Source organism: Pseudomonas sp. TE3644, assembly GCF_056278815.1.
This window is the reverse complement of the sequence record NZ_JBWBQF010000001.1, coordinates 5,523,208-5,538,769: the sequence shown is the minus strand read 5'-3', so window position 1 is coordinate 5,538,769 and position 15,562 is coordinate 5,523,208. Positions and strand designations below refer to the sequence as shown.

The 15,562-nt window shown below is 60.4% G+C and carries 12 protein-coding genes and 2 tRNA genes; 13 read left to right on the top strand and 1 reads right to left on the bottom strand.

All coding sequences use genetic code 11. The annotated features are described in order from the left end of the window. Nucleotides 1-11 precede the first annotated feature (11 nt). The 13 genes from glmM to ACZ9GA_RS24430 all read left to right on the top strand — a co-directional run bounded on the left by glmM (nt 12) and on the right by ACZ9GA_RS24430 (nt 12,389). A complete protein-coding gene (glmM, locus tag ACZ9GA_RS24490; protein WP_027981877.1) occupies nt 12-1,352 on the top strand; it encodes a phosphoglucosamine mutase in 1,341 nt (446 codons plus the stop codon). Nucleotides 1,353-1,417: 65 nt separating this feature from the next. Continuing rightward, a complete protein-coding gene (gene tpiA, locus ACZ9GA_RS24485) occupies nt 1,418-2,173 on the top strand; it encodes a triose-phosphate isomerase (RefSeq protein ID WP_457360191.1) in 756 nt (251 codons plus the stop codon). 4 nt (nt 2,174-2,177) lie between these two features. Then, nucleotides 2,178-2,561 carry a preprotein translocase subunit SecG gene (gene secG, locus ACZ9GA_RS24480; protein ID WP_008373835.1) on the top strand — a complete coding sequence of 128 codons (384 nt, stop codon included), beginning with the start codon at nt 2,178-2,180 and terminating at the stop codon, nt 2,559-2,561. Nucleotides 2,562-2,583: 22 nt separating this feature from the next. Continuing rightward, nucleotides 2,584-2,669: transfer RNA gene (locus tag ACZ9GA_RS24475), tRNA-Leu, on the top strand. Nucleotides 2,670-2,767: 98 nt separating this feature from the next. Further along, nucleotides 2,768-2,844: transfer RNA gene (locus tag ACZ9GA_RS24470), tRNA-Met, on the top strand. Nucleotides 2,845-2,975: 131 nt separating this feature from the next. Next, on the top strand, nt 2,976-3,434 hold the full coding sequence (gene rimP / locus ACZ9GA_RS24465) for a ribosome maturation factor RimP (protein WP_027981879.1): 459 nt from the start codon (nt 2,976-2,978) through the stop codon (nt 3,432-3,434). Between the two features lie 59 nt (nt 3,435-3,493). Next, the gene (nusA, locus tag ACZ9GA_RS24460; protein ID WP_027981880.1) at nt 3,494-4,975 is read left to right on the top strand and encodes a transcription termination factor NusA; all 1,482 of its coding nucleotides are present in this window, start codon (nt 3,494-3,496) and stop codon (nt 4,973-4,975) included. 27 nt (nt 4,976-5,002) lie between these two features. Continuing rightward, complete coding sequence (gene infB, locus ACZ9GA_RS24455; RefSeq protein WP_457360193.1) at nt 5,003-7,501, top strand: translation initiation factor IF-2; 2,499 nt, start codon at nt 5,003-5,005, stop codon at nt 7,499-7,501. A 109-nt stretch (nt 7,502-7,610) separates the two neighbouring features. Beyond that, nucleotides 7,611-8,012, top strand: coding sequence for a 30S ribosome-binding factor RbfA (gene rbfA / locus ACZ9GA_RS24450; RefSeq protein ID WP_457360195.1), 402 nt, complete (start codon nt 7,611-7,613; stop codon nt 8,010-8,012). 3 nt (nt 8,013-8,015) lie between these two features. Then, on the top strand, nt 8,016-8,933 hold the full coding sequence (gene truB, locus ACZ9GA_RS24445; protein WP_457360196.1) for a tRNA pseudouridine(55) synthase TruB: 918 nt from the start codon (nt 8,016-8,018) through the stop codon (nt 8,931-8,933). A 115-nt stretch (nt 8,934-9,048) separates the two neighbouring features. Then, the gene (gene rpsO, locus ACZ9GA_RS24440) at nt 9,049-9,318 is read left to right on the top strand and encodes a 30S ribosomal protein S15 (RefSeq protein WP_008373827.1); all 270 of its coding nucleotides are present in this window, start codon (nt 9,049-9,051) and stop codon (nt 9,316-9,318) included. Between the two features lie 252 nt (nt 9,319-9,570). Then, on the top strand, nt 9,571-11,676 hold the full coding sequence (gene pnp, locus ACZ9GA_RS24435; protein WP_457360198.1) for a polyribonucleotide nucleotidyltransferase: 2,106 nt from the start codon (nt 9,571-9,573) through the stop codon (nt 11,674-11,676). Nucleotides 11,677-12,050: 374 nt separating this feature from the next. Next, on the top strand, nt 12,051-12,389 hold the full coding sequence (locus ACZ9GA_RS24430; RefSeq protein WP_457360200.1) for a BON domain-containing protein: 339 nt from the start codon (nt 12,051-12,053) through the stop codon (nt 12,387-12,389). A 163-nt stretch (nt 12,390-12,552) separates the two neighbouring features. On the opposite strand, the gene ACZ9GA_RS24425 is transcribed toward ACZ9GA_RS24430, so the two are convergent. After that, the gene (locus ACZ9GA_RS24425) at nt 12,553-15,489 is read right to left on the bottom strand and encodes a DUF748 domain-containing protein (RefSeq protein WP_457360201.1); all 2,937 of its coding nucleotides are present in this window, start codon (nt 15,487-15,489) and stop codon (nt 12,553-12,555) included. Nucleotides 15,490-15,562 lie beyond the last annotated feature (73 nt).

Genomic DNA, 15,562 nt, shown 5'->3' with positions numbered 1-15,562 from the left:
ACGGAGCACACATGAGCAGAAAATATTTTGGCACCGACGGTATTCGCGGTCGTGTCGGGGAGTACCCCATTACGCCTGACTTCATGCTCAAGCTGGGCTGGGCGGCAGGCATGGCGTTCCGCAAGATGGGCGCCTGCCGCGTCCTGGTAGGCAAGGACACGCGCATCTCGGGCTACATGTTCGAATCGGCCCTGGAAGCCGGCCTGTCGGCCGCCGGCGCCGACGTGATGCTGCTGGGCCCGATGCCTACCCCGGCCATCGCCTACCTGACCCGTACCTTCCATGCCGAAGCCGGTATCGTCATCAGTGCCTCGCACAACCCCCATGACGACAACGGCATCAAGTTCTTCTCGGGCCAGGGCACCAAGCTGCCTGACGAGATCGAGCTGATGATTGAAGAGCTGCTGGACACGCCGATGACCGTCGCCGAGTCGAGCAAGCTGGGCAAGGTGTCGCGCATCAACGACGCGGCCGGCCGCTACATCGAGTTCTGCAAGAGCAGCGTGCCCACCAGCACCGACTTTGCCGGCCTCAAGCTGGTGATCGACTGCGCCCACGGTGCCACCTACAAGGTCGCGCCCAACGTGTTCCGCGAGCTGGGTGCTCAGGTCACGGTGCTGTCGGCAGCGCCCGATGGCCTGAACATCAACGACAATTGCGGCTCCACCCACATGGAGGCCTTGCAGGCTGCCGTATTGGTGGGCCACGCCGACCTGGGCATTGCCTTCGACGGCGACGGCGACCGCGTGCTGATGGTCGACCACACCGGTGCCATCGTCGACGGTGACGAGTTGCTGTTCATCATCGCCCGTGACCTGCACGAGCGCGGCAAGCTGCACGGTGGTGTCGTGGGTACCCTGATGAGCAACCTGGGCCTGGAACTGGCCCTGGAAGAGCTGTCGATCCCCTTCACCCGCGCCAACGTCGGCGACCGCTACGTGATGGCCGAGCTCAAGGAGCGTGACTGGCAGTTGGGTGGCGAAAACTCCGGGCACATCGTGTGCTGCCAGCACACCACCACGGGCGATGCGATCATCGCCGCGCTGCAGGTGCTGCTGTCGCTCAAGCGTCGCGATGAAACCCTGGCCCATGCCCGTCACGGGCTGCGCAAGTGCCCGCAGGTGCTGGTCAACGTGCGTTTCGCCGGTGGCGATGTCGACCCCATCGAGCACCCGTCGGTGAAGCAGGCGTGCGAGCGCGTGACTCAGGCCATGGCCGGTCGCGGGCGCGTGCTGCTGCGCAAATCCGGCACCGAGCCGCTGGTGCGCGTGATGGTCGAAGGTGACGATGAAAAGACCGTGCACGGCTATGCCGACGAGCTCGCAAAAGTTGTTAGTGAAGTTTGCGCTTGATACGGCTTGCCAGTAGTCGCTTCGTTGGGTAACATCTGCGCCCACTTTGACCGACGAGGTACAGCATGCGTCGCCCTATGGTAGCTGGTAACTGGAAAATGCACGGTACCCGCGCCAGCGTCGCTGAGCTGCTCAAGGGTCTCGTCAATGAGGCCCTGCCAAGCGGTGTCGATGTGGCGGTATTTCCGCCCAGCCTGCATGTCGAGCGCGTTATCGACGGCCTGCAAGCGGTATCGATCGAAGTAGGTGCGCAGAACTGCGCAACGCAACAAGGGCAGGGCGCCCTGACCGGCGAGGTTTCGTCGGCTCAGTTGGCCGATGCCGGTTGCAAGCTTGTGTTGATCGGTCACTCCGAGCGCCGCCAGATCATCGGTGAGCAGGAAGACGTGCTGGTTCGCAAGTTCGAGGCGGCTCAGGCCGGTGGTCTGGTTCCGGTGCTGTGCATCGGCGAGACACTGGCAGAGCGCGAAGCCGGCAAGACCCTGGAAGTGGTAGGGCGCCAGCTGAGCAGTGTGATCGATGCCCTGGGCATCGGCGCCTTCGCCAATGCGGTGATTGCTTATGAGCCTGTATGGGCCATCGGCACTGGTCTGACGGCAACGCCAGAGCAGGCGCAAGATGTGCACGCAGCCATTCGCGCACAGCTTGCGGTAGAGAATTCTGAAGTCGCACAAGGTGTGCGGCTTCTATACGGCGGCAGCGTCAAGGCGGCCAATGCGGCTGAACTGTTCGGCATGCCGGATATCGATGGGGGGCTCATTGGTGGAGCCTCCTTGAATGCAGATGAGTTCGGTGCGATCTGTCGCGCCGCGGGAAACTGAGAAGATGCTGGAAACAGTCGTAGTCGTGTTTCATCTGCTGGCTGCCCTGGGTGTAGTTGCCCTGGTTTTGCTGCAGCAGGGTAAAGGTGCGGACGCTGGCGCGTCTTTCGGAGCAGGTGCATCAAATACTGTGTTCGGAAGCCAAGGTTCCTCTACCTTTCTTAGTAAGTTTACTGCTATACTTGCCGCAGGTTTCTTCATAACCAGCTTGGGGTTAGGATACTTTGCTAAAGAGAAAGCTCACCAGCTGACTCAAGTAGGGTTACCCGCTCCGGCCGCCGTTGAAGCGCCAAAGCAAAAGCCGGCAACAGATGATGTTCCGGTGCTTCAAGAGCAAAAGACTGACGTGAATGCCACTGACGTACCTCCAGCTCAAGAGCAAAAGTAACACGGGTTTCAAATGTAGTATTGCCGAGGTGGTGGAATTGGTAGACACGCAACCTTGAGGTGGTTGTGCCCATAGGGTGTAGGGGTTCGAGTCCCCTTCTCGGTACCAATTATTCAGGAGAGCCCGCAACAGCGGGCTTTCTTGTCGGTGGAAGTGTGCGATTGACCCAGCAGGGTATCAGCCGTATACTTTTGCCCCAGCTTTGTCGCGGGATGGAGCAGTCTGGTAGCTCGTCGGGCTCATAACCCGAAGGTCGTTGGTTCAAATCCAGCTCCCGCAACCAGTTTTACTGGAGCCCCTTTTACAGGGGCTTTTTGTTAGCTGAAAAGATCATAGCGCCGGTATTCAACGGCGTTTCAGGGATGGGCGCTTCGCCCATTTTTTATTTGCATAAGCATGCACGAGGGGGTTCAGGTGTCGAGCAAGCTAGAACAGTTGCAGGCCTTGCTGGCCCCGGTGGTCGTGGCCCTAGGCTATGAATGCTGGGGTATCGAGTTTTCGGCTCAGGGCCGTCACTCAATGTTGCGCATTTATATCGACAAAGAAGGCGGTGTGCTGGTAGATGACTGCGCCATTGTCAGTCGTCAGGTCAGCGGGGTCCTCGATGTGGAAGATCCTATCGCTGTCGAATACACCCTTGAAGTTTCCTCTCCTGGCATGGAACGCCCACTGTTCACCCTTGAACAGTTCGCCAAGTATGCCGGGGATCAAGTGAAGATAAAGCTGCGTTCTCCCTTCGAAGGGCGTCGTAACTTTCAGGGCCTTCTGCGCGGAGTAGAGGAGCAGGACGTCGTGGTGCAGGTAGACGACCATGAGTTTTTGCTGCCGATCGATATGATCGACAAGGCCAACATTATTCCCAGTTTTGACTGAGACGTGCCAGATACTGCGGATCCCGCGGATCCAATGGCTTGCGAAAGGCGAGGCGTACGATGAGCAAAGAAGTACTGCTGGTTGTTGAGTCGGTATCCAACGAAAAGGGTGTACCGGCCGGCGTAATATTCGAAGCGCTGGAGATTGCTCTGGCAACCGCTACCAAAAAGCGCTTCGAGGACGAAGTGGACCTGCGTGTGGAAATCAACCGCCACACCGGTGCCTATGAAACTTTCCGTCGCTGGGCAGTGGTCGAGGATGAAGACCTGGACGACCCGGCGATCGAACTGGCCGTCGACCAGGCCCAGGCCAAGAAGCCGGGCGCCGTTGCCGGTGACGTGATCGAAGAGAAGATCGAATCGATCGAATTCGGTCGCATCGCAGCACAAACTGCCAAGCAGGTGATCGTCCAGAAAGTTCGTGAAGCAGAGCGCGCCCAAGTGGTTGACGCTTACCGCGAGCGCCTGGGCGAGATCATCTCCGGTACCGTTAAAAAGGTTACCCGTGACAACGTCATCGTGGACCTTGGCAACAACGCCGAAGCCCTGCTGGCCCGCGAGGACATCATTTCTCGCGAAACTTTCCGAGTCGGTGTGCGCCTGCGCGCCCTGCTCAAGGAAATCCGCACCGAGAACCGCGGTCCGCAGCTGATTCTGTCGCGTACAGCGCCAGAAATGCTGATCGAACTGTTCCGCATCGAAGTGCCGGAAATTGCCGAAGGCCTGATCGAAGTGATGGCTGCGTCCCGTGACCCGGGTTCGCGTGCCAAGATTGCGGTCCGCTCCAAGGACAAACGCATCGACCCACAAGGTGCCTGCATTGGTATGCGCGGTTCGCGCGTCCAGGCGGTATCGGGTGAATTGGGCGGTGAGCGTGTGGATATCGTCCTGTGGGATGACAACCCCGCGCAGTTCGTGATCAACGCGATGTCCCCAGCTGAAGTGGCGGCGATCATTGTCGACGAAGATGCCCATGCAATGGACATCGCCGTTGGCGCTGACAATCTGGCTCAGGCCATTGGTCGTGGTGGTCAGAACGTCCGCCTGGCCAGCCAGTTGACTGGCTGGACCCTGAACGTGATGACCGAATCGGACATCCAGGCCAAGCAACAAGCTGAGACCGGCGACATCCTGCGCAACTTCATCGACGAGCTGGAAGTCGACGAAGAACTGGCACAGGTGCTGGTTGATGAAGGTTTCACCAGCCTGGAAGAGATTGCCTACGTACCGTTGGAAGAAATGCTCAACATCGACGGCTTTGACGAAGACATCGTCAACGAGCTTCGCGCTCGGGCCAAGGATCGACTGTTGACCAAAGCCATCGCTACAGAGGAAAAGCTGGCAGACGCCCATCCGGCCGAAGACCTGCTCTCGCTTGAGGGTATGGACAAGGATTTGGCGATGGAACTGGCGGTGCGCGGCGTGATTACCCGCGAAGACCTGGCCGAGCAGTCTATTGATGATCTGCTCGACATCGACGGCATTGACGATGATCGTGCCGGCAAGTTGATCATGGCCGCCCGAGCCCACTGGTTCGAGTAAGTAGGCGCGGCCTGAGGAGAGAAGTGCATGACGCAAGTCACGGTGAAAGAACTGGCCACAGAGGTCGCCGCACCGGTAGAGCGCCTGTTACAGCAGATGCGTGAGGCAGGTCTGCCGCACACCGACGCCGGACAAGTTGTGACCGATAATGAGAAGCAGGCTCTGCTGGCTCATTTGAAAAGCAGCCACAAGGCTAAAGCGGAAGAACCGCGCAAGATTACCTTGCAGCGCAAGACCACCAGCACCCTGCGTGTGGCTGGCAGCAAGAGCATCAGCGTAGAAGTACGCAAGAAGAAAGTATTCGTGCAGCGCAGCCCTGAAGAGATCCAGGCTGAGCAGAAGCGCGAGCTGGAAGAGCGCCGTGCGGCTGAAAACGCCGCGCGTCAGAAAGCCGACCAGGAAGCTGCCCGTCAGCGTGCTGAAGAAGAAGCACGCCGCCCGGCCGCGCCTGCTGCCCCGGCTGCTGCCGTGGAAGCACCGGCTGCCGCACCTGCCAACGTTGACCTGGGCGCTGTTGCACCTGCCCCGGTTGCCGACCGCAAGAAAGACGAGCCGCGTCGCCCGGACAAGCCGCGCAACGACGACAGCCGTCGCAACGATGGCGAGCGCAAGAACGCGCCGCACCGTGCTTCGGTCAAGGAAAAGGCGCCGACCCCACGTGCCGCTCCACGCACCACCGACGAGGAAAGCGATGGCTTCCGTCGTGGCGGTCGTGGCAAGGGCAAGCTGAAGAAGCGCAACGCCCACGGCTTCCAGAACCCTACCGGTCCTGTGATTCGTGACGTGCAGATCGGCGAGACCATCACCGTTGGTGATCTGGCCGCGCAGATGTCGGTCAAGGCTGCCGAAGTCATCAAGTTTATGTTCAAGCTGGGTACCCCGGCCACCATCAACCAGGTACTGGACCAGGAAACTGCCCAGCTGGTTGCTGAAGAACTGGGCCACAAGGTGACCCTGGTCAGCGACACCGCCCTGGAAGATTCCCTGGCCGAGTCGCTGAAGTTCGAAGGCGAAGAGTTCTCCCGTGCACCGGTTGTGACCGTAATGGGCCACGTTGACCACGGTAAGACCTCGCTGCTGGACTACATCCGTCGTGCCAAGGTAGCTGCTGGCGAAGCCGGTGGTATCACCCAGCACATCGGTGCTTACCACGTTGAAACCGACCGTGGCATGGTGACGTTCCTCGACACCCCTGGTCACGCCGCGTTTACCGCCATGCGTGCCCGTGGTGCCAAGGCTACCGACATCGTGATCCTGGTGGTTGCTGCCGACGACGGCGTGATGCCTCAGACCATCGAAGCCGTACAGCACGCTGTTGCTGCTGGCGTGCCTCTGGTTGTCGCGGTCAACAAGATCGACAAGCCGGGTGCAGACCTGGACCGTATCCGCAGCGAGCTGTCGGTACACGGCGTGACCTCCGAAGAGTGGGGTGGTGACACTCCGTTCGTTCCTGTCTCGGCCAAGATGGGTACTGGCGTCGACGAGCTGCTGGAAGCTGTCCTGCTGCAAGCCGAAGTGCTGGAACTCAAGGCAACCCCATCGGCCCCGGGCCGTGGTGTTGTGGTTGAATCGCGTCTGGACAAGGGCCGTGGCCCTGTTGCCACAGTACTGGTTCAAGACGGTACCCTGCGCCAAGGCGACATGGTACTGGTCGGCTCCAACTACGGCCGCGTGCGTGCCATGCTCGACGAGAACGGCAAGCCGATCAAGGAAGCAGGTCCGGCCATTCCGGTCGAGATCCTGGGCCTGGACGGTACCCCGGACGCTGGCGACGAGATGAGCGTGGTTGCCGACGAGAAGAAAGCCCGTGAAGTGGCTCTGTTCCGTCAAGGCAAGTTCCGCGAAGTCAAGCTGGCCCGCGCTCACGCCGGCAAGCTGGAAAACATCTTCGAAAGCATGGGCCAGGAAGAGAAGAAGACGCTCAACATCGTCCTCAAATCCGACGTTCGTGGTTCGCTGGAAGCTCTGCAAGGCGCTCTGAACGGCCTGGGCAACGACGAAGTGCAAGTGCGCGTGGTCGGTGGCGGTGTCGGTGGTATCACCGAATCCGACGCCAACCTGGCACTGGCCTCCAATGCAGTACTGTTCGGCTTCAACGTGCGTGCCGATGCCGGCGCGCGCAAGATCGTCGAGCAGGAAGGTCTGGATATGCGTTACTACAACGTGATCTACGACATCATTGAAGACGTCAAGAAAGCCCTGACCGGTATGCTCGGCAGCGACGTTCGCGAGAACATCCTGGGCATCGCCGAAGTGCGTGACGTGTTCCGTTCGCCGAAGTTCGGTGCGATCGCCGGTTGCATGGTTGTCGAAGGTACCGTTTACCGGAACCGTCCGATCCGTGTACTGCGCGAAGACATCGTTATCTTCGAAGGCGAGCTGGAATCGCTGCGTCGCTTCAAGGACGACGCCTCGGAAGTCCGTGCCGGCATGGAATGCGGTATCGGCGTGAAGAGCTACAACGACGTCAAGGTCGGCGACAAGATCGAAGTCTTCGAGAAGGTCCAAGTGGCTCGTACGCTCTAATACGCGAGCTAGAGGAGTGCGCCAGGCTTGCCTGGGCACTCTAAACGCAACGCCCGGTCCGGCTCTCGCCTGGCCGGGCGTTTGCCGCTTCAGTTACAGGTAAGAATTCATGGCAAAAGAATACAGCCGTACCCAGCGCATCGGCGACCAGATGCAGCGCGAACTGGCACAACTGATCCGCCGCGAGGTCAAGGACCCGCGCGTGGGCCTGGTGACCATCACTGCCGTTGACGTCAGCCGCGACGTGGGCCATGCCAAGGTGTTCATCACCGTCATGGGCCAGGACAGCGCCGACGCCATCAAGCAGACCATCAAGGTGCTGAACTCCGCCGCAGGCTTCCTGCGCGTGCACCTGGGCAAGGAAATGAAGCTGCGCAGCGTGCCGCAACTGCACTTCCATTACGACGAAAGCGTGACCCGCGGCGCCCAGCTGTCCGCGCTGATCGAGCGTGCCGTGGCCGAAGACAGCCAGCACCAGGACGTCGACAGCAAACCAGGCACCGAGGAGTAAGCGGTGGCTCAGGTCAAGCGTATCCGTCGTAACGTCAGCGGTATCATCCTGCTGGACAAGCCGCTGGGGTTCACCTCCAACGCCGCCCTGCAGAAGGTCCGCTGGCTGCTCAATGCCGAGAAGGCCGGCCACACCGGCAGCCTCGACCCGCTGGCCACCGGCGTGCTGCCGCTGTGCTTCGGCGAGGCCACCAAGTTCTCGCAATACCTGCTCGATTCCGACAAGGGCTACGAGACGGTCATGCAGATGGGCCAGACCACCACCACGGCCGACGCCGAAGGTGAGGTTTTGCGCACTCGAGATGTAACCGTTTGTCGCGACGACATCGAAGCCGTTTTGCCACAATTTCGTGGTCAAATCAGTCAGATACCGCCGATGTACTCCGCCCTCAAGCGTGATGGCCAGCCGCTTTACAAGCTGGCACGTGCAGGGGAAGTAGTGGAGCGCGAGGCGCGTTCTGTTACTATTGACCGGCTGGAATTGCTCGCCTTCGATGAAACCCGTGCACGGTTGTCGGTAGGTTGCTCCAAAGGCACCTATATCCGTACCCTGGTCGAGGACATCGGTGAGCAGCTGGGTTGCGGTGCATACGTTGCAGAGCTGCGTCGCACCCAGGCAGGTCCCTTCACGCTGGCCCAGACGGTCACCCTCGAAGAACTTGAGCGCGTGCACGCCGAAGGTGGCAACGAAGCGGTGGACCAGTTCCTCATGCCTTCAGACAGTGGCCTGCTGGATTGGCCGCTGTTGCAGTTCTCCGAGCACAGTGCGTTCTACTGGCTGCACGGACAACCGGTACGCGCCCCCGACGCGCCGAAATTCGGCATGGTGCGGGTGCAGGATCACAACGGTCGCTTCATCGGTATCGGTGAAGTGAGCGAAGACGGGCGCATCGCGCCACGTCGACTGATTCGGTCAGAATGACCGAACGAGGGTGGCTGTTAACAGGCACGGTCATCCCTCACTTTTAAATACGAGGATCTGTCCTCGGCCTGTTGGAAACCGGTCAAACGGTTCCCTTAGTAATGGAGATGCCCTCATGGCACTTAACGTTGAAGAAAAAGCAAAGATCGTTGGTGAGTTCCAGCAAGCCGCTGGCGACACCGGTTCGCCAGAAGTGCAAGTTGCACTGCTGACTGCCAACATCAACAAGCTGCAAGGCCACTTCAAGGCCAACGGTAAAGACCACCACTCGCGTCGTGGCCTGATCCGTATGGTTAACCAGCGTCGTAAGCTGCTGGACTACCTGAAGGGCAAAGACACCACTCGTTACGCTGCCCTGATCGGCCGTCTGGGTCTGCGTCGCTAATAGCGGCCCGGGCTTGTGGTGTGCGCGGCGTGTTGCCTCCGTCGAATCCGGCGCCTGGCGCCGGAGCTGACGAACACGCCGCGCGTATCAATGAGGTTGGTTGGCTGTTTTGCATCGGCGCTTAGGCGTTGATGCAGGCAGGCTTCCAGCCTCAAGTTTTATCTGGACTGCCAAAGGGCCGATTCCCCTTGCTGCCCAAGAATTTCGCAAGAAACCAGTTCCCCCAGAGCCAACTGAAGAAGGTAGGAAACCGTGAACCCGGTAATCAAGAAGTTCCAGTTCGGTCAATCGACCGTAACCCTCGAGACTGGCCGTATTGCCCGTCAAGCCTCCGGTGCCGTACTGGTGACCGTCGACAACGACGTGACCGTGCTGGTAACCGTCGTAGGCGCCAAGCAAGCTGATCCAGGCAAGGGCTTCTTCCCCCTGTCCGTGCACTACCAGGAAAAAACCTACGCCGCCGGCAAGATCCCTGGTGGTTTCTTCAAGCGTGAAGGCCGTCCTTCCGAGAAAGAAACCCTGACCTCGCGCCTGATCGACCGTCCGATCCGTCCGCTGTTCCCGGAAGGCTTCATGAACGAAGTGCAGGTTGTCTGCACCGTCGTTTCCACCAGCAAGAAGACCGATCCGGACATCGCTGCGATGATCGGTACCTCGGCTGCCCTGGCTATCTCGGGCATTCCGTTCGAAGGCCCGATCGGCGCCGCCCGCGTTGCTTTCCACGAAAGCACCGGCTACCTGCTCAACCCGACTTACGAGCAACTGGCTGCTTCGAGCCTGGACATGGTCGTTGCCGGTACTTCCGACGCCGTGCTGATGGTTGAATCCGAAGCCAAAGAGCTGACCGAAGACCAGATGCTGGGCGCCGTGCTGTTCGCCCACGACGAATTCCAGGCCGTCATCAAGGCTGTCAAAGAGCTGGCTGCCGAAGCTGCCAAGCCTACCTGGGCCTGGGCTCCTCAAGCCGAAGCCACCGAACTGCTGGGCGCCATCCGTGCCGAGTTCGGCGCTGCCATCTCCGACGCCTACACCATCACCGTCAAGGCTGACCGTTACGCGCGCCTGGGCGAGCTGAAGGATCAGGTCGTTGCCAAGCTGTCCGGTGAAGAAGGCCAGCCTTCGGCCAGCGAAGTCAAAGCAGCATTCGGTGAAATCGAATACCGCACCGTTCGCGAAAACATCGTCAACGGCAAGCCACGTATCGACGGCCGCGACACCAAGACCGTGCGCCCGCTGAACATCGAAGTCGGCGTCCTGCCCAAGACCCACGGTTCGGCCCTGTTCACCCGTGGCGAAACCCAGGCCCTGGTCGTTGCGACCCTGGGTACTGCCCGTGACGCGCAGCTGCTGGACACCCTGGAAGGCGAGAAGAAAGACCCCTTCATGCTGCACTACAACTTCCCTCCGTTCTCGGTGGGCGAGTGTGGTCGCATGGGCGGCGCGGGTCGTCGTGAAATCGGTCACGGCCGTCTGGCCCGTCGTTCGGTACAGGCCATGCTGCCAGCCGCCGACGTGTTCCCGTACACCATCCGTGTTGTGTCGGAAATCACCGAATCCAACGGTTCCAGCTCCATGGCTTCGGTCTGCGGCGCTTCCCTGGCCCTGATGGACGCCGGTGTACCGATGAAGGCACCGGTTGCCGGTATCGCCATGGGTCTGGTTAAAGAAGGCGAGAAGTTCGCTATCCTGACCGACATCCTGGGTGACGAAGACCACCTGGGCGACATGGACTTCAAGGTGGCCGGTACTGCCAAGGGCGTTACCGCCCTGCAGATGGACATCAAGATCAACGGCATCACCGAAGAGATCATGGAAATCGCCCTGGGCCAAGCCCTGGAAGCGCGCCTGAACATCCTCGGCCAGATGAACCAGATCATTGGCCAGTCGCGTACCGAACTGTCGGAAAACGCGCCAACCATGATCGCCATGAAGATCGACACCGACAAGATCCGTGACGTCATCGGCAAAGGCGGCGCCACCATTCGCGCCATCTGCGAAGAGACCAAGGCTTCGATCGATATCGAAGACGACGGCTCGATCAAGATCTTCGGCGAAACCAAGGACGCGGCCGAGGCTGCCAAGCAGCGCGTGCTGTCGATCACTGCCGAGGCCGAGATCGGCAAGATCTACGTGGGCAAGGTTGAGCGCATCGTCGACTTCGGCGCGTTCGTCAACATCCTGCCAGGCAAGGACGGTCTGGTTCACATCTCGATGCTGAGCGACGCTCGCGTAGAGAAAGTGACCGACATCCTGAAAGAAGGCCAGGAAGTTGAAGTACTGGTACTGGACGTGGACAACCGCGGCCGTATCAAGCTGTCCATCAAGGACGTCGCTGCTGCAAAAGCTTCCGGCGTGTAACTAGCCGGTTGTGAAAAAGGGCCCTTCGGGGCCCTTTTTTATTGCCTGTACCACACCCGTAGCCGCTGCCGTCAGGCTGCGCTGGCCATCAGCCACGCGTTAGATCTCCAGCGCACGGTGGGGCCAGCGCAGCCTGGCGGCAGCGGCTACGGATGATGGCAATCCAATTATTTAGCGGACATGCAACTTGCACGCGGTTTCGGCAGCAAGCATGCAATATGCACGACTTGCAAAAATGCGCACATTTGCAAGCCATTGATAATTAAGCACTTTATTTCATTCGAAAGTTGGCACATGCCCTGCAACGGTATAGCTAACCCTGCAGCCAGGCTCTACCCCTGGCGCAGACTTCTCGAAAAACAGGAGTGACTCGTATGAAAAAGTTCGCTATTGCTGCCGCTACTGCTACCGCCCTGACCCTGGCCATGGGCAACTTCGCGTTCGCCGCTGAAACCACCGCAGCCGGCACCGTTGAGAAGACCCAGCAAGCAGGCTCGGACACCTGGATCACCACCAAGGTCAAAGCTGACCTGCTGACCGAGAAAGGCATCCCAGGTAGCGACATCACCGTGGAAACCAACCACGGCGTGGTAACCCTGGCTTCCAAAGATGGCGTCAAGCTGACCGAAGCGCAGAAAACCACTGCAGTCAGCATCGTCAAGAAGATCAAACACGTTAAGTCGGTTTCGGCTGACGCGCTGCAAACCCAATAATCGGTTCATGCGAAGGGCACAGGATGTGCCCACTCAAAGCCCCGGCCTTGCGCCGGGGCTTTTTTTTGGTAGCCGCTGCCGCCAGGCTGCGCTGGCCCTCAACTGCACTGGAGATGTTCAGTGTGGATAAGGGCCAGCGCAGCCTGGCGGCAGCGGCTACAGGTCAATCAGCCTCAAGATGCAGATTAGTCACCACCGTCCCATCCTTCTGCGCCTCACCGATAATGGTGTCGATCAAAAACACCTTCTCATCGGGCAACTGCCCTTTGTCCACCAGGAACGCCTTGATGCTGGCCGAGCGGGCCTGGCCCACGGCACGCAACAGTTGCTCATCCGCGCCCCAGGACTTGATCACGGCATCGCGAAGGTTGCTCTCACGCTGTTTCTTCTCCAACTGATCCCACTCGGCCGGCGGCGCCTTGTTGAGCCGTGCGCGGTAGATAGCCGCCAGCATCGGCGCCTTCTCGTCCTCAGGCACGGTAAGCAGTGAAGCCTGGGCGGGCACTTTGTCGCCGCGCCGCTGCAGCATCTTGAAGTAGGTGGTCTGGTATTCGCGCTCCAGACGCTGCTGGCCCACCAGCGGGCCATCACTGCTGGCGGCAGCGCCACCTTCTACTTCCAGGTGCAGGCCGGGGCGGGCTTTCATGGCGGCCGCCAATTTCATCAGGTTGCCTTGGGCGCTTGGGCTCAGGTCGCTTGAGCCTGGGGCGAAGGCAATGTTGCTCAGGTCTGTCGAATCACCACCACTGACCAGCCCGCCCAGCAGTTTGAACGGCGCGGCCACGGCCTTGACCACCAGGTTGCGCAGGGTCTGCCACACAATCGGCATCACGCTGAACTGGGGGTTGTTGAGGTCGCCGGTAATGGGCAGCTCGATGTTGATCTGGCCGTTCACGTCCTTCAGCAATGCGATGGCCAGTCTCACCGGCAGGCTGACGGCATCGGGGCTGTCGACTTTCTCGCCCAGCTCCAGTTGGTCCACCAGCACCTTGTTCTCGGCCTTGAGCTGGCCCTTGGTAATCACGTAGTGCAGTTGCAGGTTCATCCGGCCCTTGCGGATGCGGTAGCCGGCGAACTTGCCGGAGTAGGGCGTCAGCGTGGTCAGCTCCAGACGGTTGAAGCGCGTATCGATATCCAGGCTGGCCATGGGATCGAACGGCGTCAGCGCGCCCTGGATGGTGACGGGGGCATAGCGGTCGACCTTGCCCTTGATGTCCACCTTCGCGGGTTTCTGCTGCTGGCTGTCGATGGTGCCAATGGTGCCGGTGAGCTGCTGGATGTTGGTGGCGAAGTTGGGGGTCAGGCTGGAGTCGGCGAAGTACGCCGAGCCATCGTTGATCTTGACGCCGCCCACATGGATGAGCAGCGGCTTGCTGGCCGCGGCAGGTTTGGCGTTGGCTTGTGCCTGGGCATTCTGCGCCTGGGGTATCAGCAGGTCATTGACGCTGGTGGTGCGGTCTTCGTTGATCATGAAGCGCGCATAGGGCTGCATCAGCGTGACGGTGTCGATGGTCAGGCTGTTGCCGTGCTCGTAGTCCAGGCCGTCGAGCTGCAACTGGTTCCATTTGACGAAATCGCGGCCCTTCACGGTGTCCAGGGTGTGCAACTGGTCCACCTGGGCGCGGCCCTTGATGCTCAAGGTCAGCGGGTCGACGTTGCTCAGGTTCACCGCCAGGTCGCTGCCCAGCATGCCGCTGCGCAGCTCCAGGCGAATGAACGGCGTGATGTAGGCCTGTGCCACGCGCAGGTCGATGTCCTGGGTCTTGACGTTGAGTGTGGCGGTCACCGGCGCCAGGTTGACCTCACCGGTGGCGCTGAGCTTGCCCTGCTTGCCGATACCGGTATCGAGCTTCACGGTGAAGGGCGATTTGTTCAGGCTGTCGAAATTCTGCAGGTCGACGTTCAGTGGGCCTACGTCGATGGCCACGGGTTCTTTCTGCAGGCGGTCGGCCAGGTGTACCTGATAGTCACGCAGTTGCACGTCCTTGAGCAGCACCTGCCAGGGTTTGCTCGGGGCCGTGGGCACCGGTTGCGTCTCGGGTTTGGCATCGGCGGTGGCCGGGGCGGTCTTTTCCTGCGGCGGCGGCGCGTTTTTCTGGCTGGCGAACAGCTTCTGCCAGTCCAGTTGGCCATCGGCCTCGCGGGCGGCCCAGGTCTCCAGCTTGTTACTGCGTATCTTGCCGACGGTGACCAATTGCTTGGCCAGGTCTACCGAGGTGTCGCTGACCTCCACCCGTTCCAGGCGCACCAACGGCCGGCCATCAGGCGCGTCCAAGGCGAAGGGGGCGATGCTGACCGAGGCGTTGGTCAGGTTCAGTTCGGTCTCTTTGGACAGGTCCAGGGCGTAGTCGGTGCTCAGGTTGAGAATGCCGTCCTGCAAAGCCAGCGGCAGGGCGTCACGCACGTAGGGCCACCACACCTTCATTTTGCCGTCGGTGACCTTCAGGGTGCCCTTGGAGGTGATCGGCACCAGGCTAATGCTGCCTTTCCAGTCGATCTGGCCGCCATCGGGGCCGGCGGCCACCATGGTCATGTCGGCGTTGTCTTCGGGCAGGGTGCTGAGGTTCTTCAGCTCCAGGTTCATGGAGTTGTAGAGGAACTCGATGGGCTCGCTGGGGCGCACGTCCTTGAAGTGCAGGTAACCTTCATTGAGCTTGATGGCGCCGATGCGCAGTGGGAACGGCTTGCTGGGCGGTTCGTCGGCCTTGGCCGGCTCGCCGGGCGGCAGTTTGAACAGCTGCGCCAGGTTGAGGGTGCCGTCCTTGTTGAACTGCAGTTCGGTGCGCGGCTTGTCCAGCTCCACGGCGTCCAGGTGCAGCGCACGGGTCCACAGGCTGTCGATCTGCAGGTTGGCGTACAAACGCTCGAAACCGACCTGCTCGATGCCCGGCTCGCCAATGTGCAGCCCCCACAGGGTCAGCTCCAGGCTGAAAGGGTTGAACTCAAGACGTTCCAGGTGCGCGGGCACGCTCGAATACTTGGCCAGTTGCTGATTGGCCACCCGCAAGCCGATGCCCGGCAGGATCAGAAACCCCAGCAGGCTATAAAAGGCGAGCGCGGTCAGTACGGCGCCGATGGCGCGTATCAATCCTTTGTGCATGGGGGAACGTCTACTGTCTCGAGATAGGAGTGCTTGGAGTATGGCACGCCTATCTGGTTCCGAAGACTTGTCC

Excerpts from the sequence above, each read along its gene's own strand:
- ACZ9GA_RS24430 (WP_457360200.1), top strand. The coding sequence starts at position 12,051 with ATGAAAAAGTTCGCTATTGCTGCCGCTACTGCTACCGCCCTGACCCTG.
- rpsO (WP_008373827.1), top strand. The coding sequence starts at position 9,049 with ATGGCACTTAACGTTGAAGAAAAAGCAAAGATCGTTGGTGAGTTCCAG.
- secG (WP_008373835.1), top strand. The coding sequence starts at position 2,178 with ATGCTGGAAACAGTCGTAGTCGTGTTTCATCTGCTGGCTGCCCTGGGT.
- ACZ9GA_RS24425 (WP_457360201.1), bottom strand. The coding sequence starts at position 15,489 with ATGCACAAAGGATTGATACGCGCCATCGGCGCCGTACTGACCGCGCTC.
- glmM (WP_027981877.1), top strand. The coding sequence starts at position 12 with ATGAGCAGAAAATATTTTGGCACCGACGGTATTCGCGGTCGTGTCGGG.
- rbfA (WP_457360195.1), top strand. The coding sequence starts at position 7,611 with ATGGCAAAAGAATACAGCCGTACCCAGCGCATCGGCGACCAGATGCAG.
- nusA (WP_027981880.1), top strand. The coding sequence starts at position 3,494 with ATGAGCAAAGAAGTACTGCTGGTTGTTGAGTCGGTATCCAACGAAAAG.
- tpiA (WP_457360191.1), top strand. The coding sequence starts at position 1,418 with ATGCGTCGCCCTATGGTAGCTGGTAACTGGAAAATGCACGGTACCCGC.
- infB (WP_457360193.1), top strand. The coding sequence starts at position 5,003 with ATGACGCAAGTCACGGTGAAAGAACTGGCCACAGAGGTCGCCGCACCG.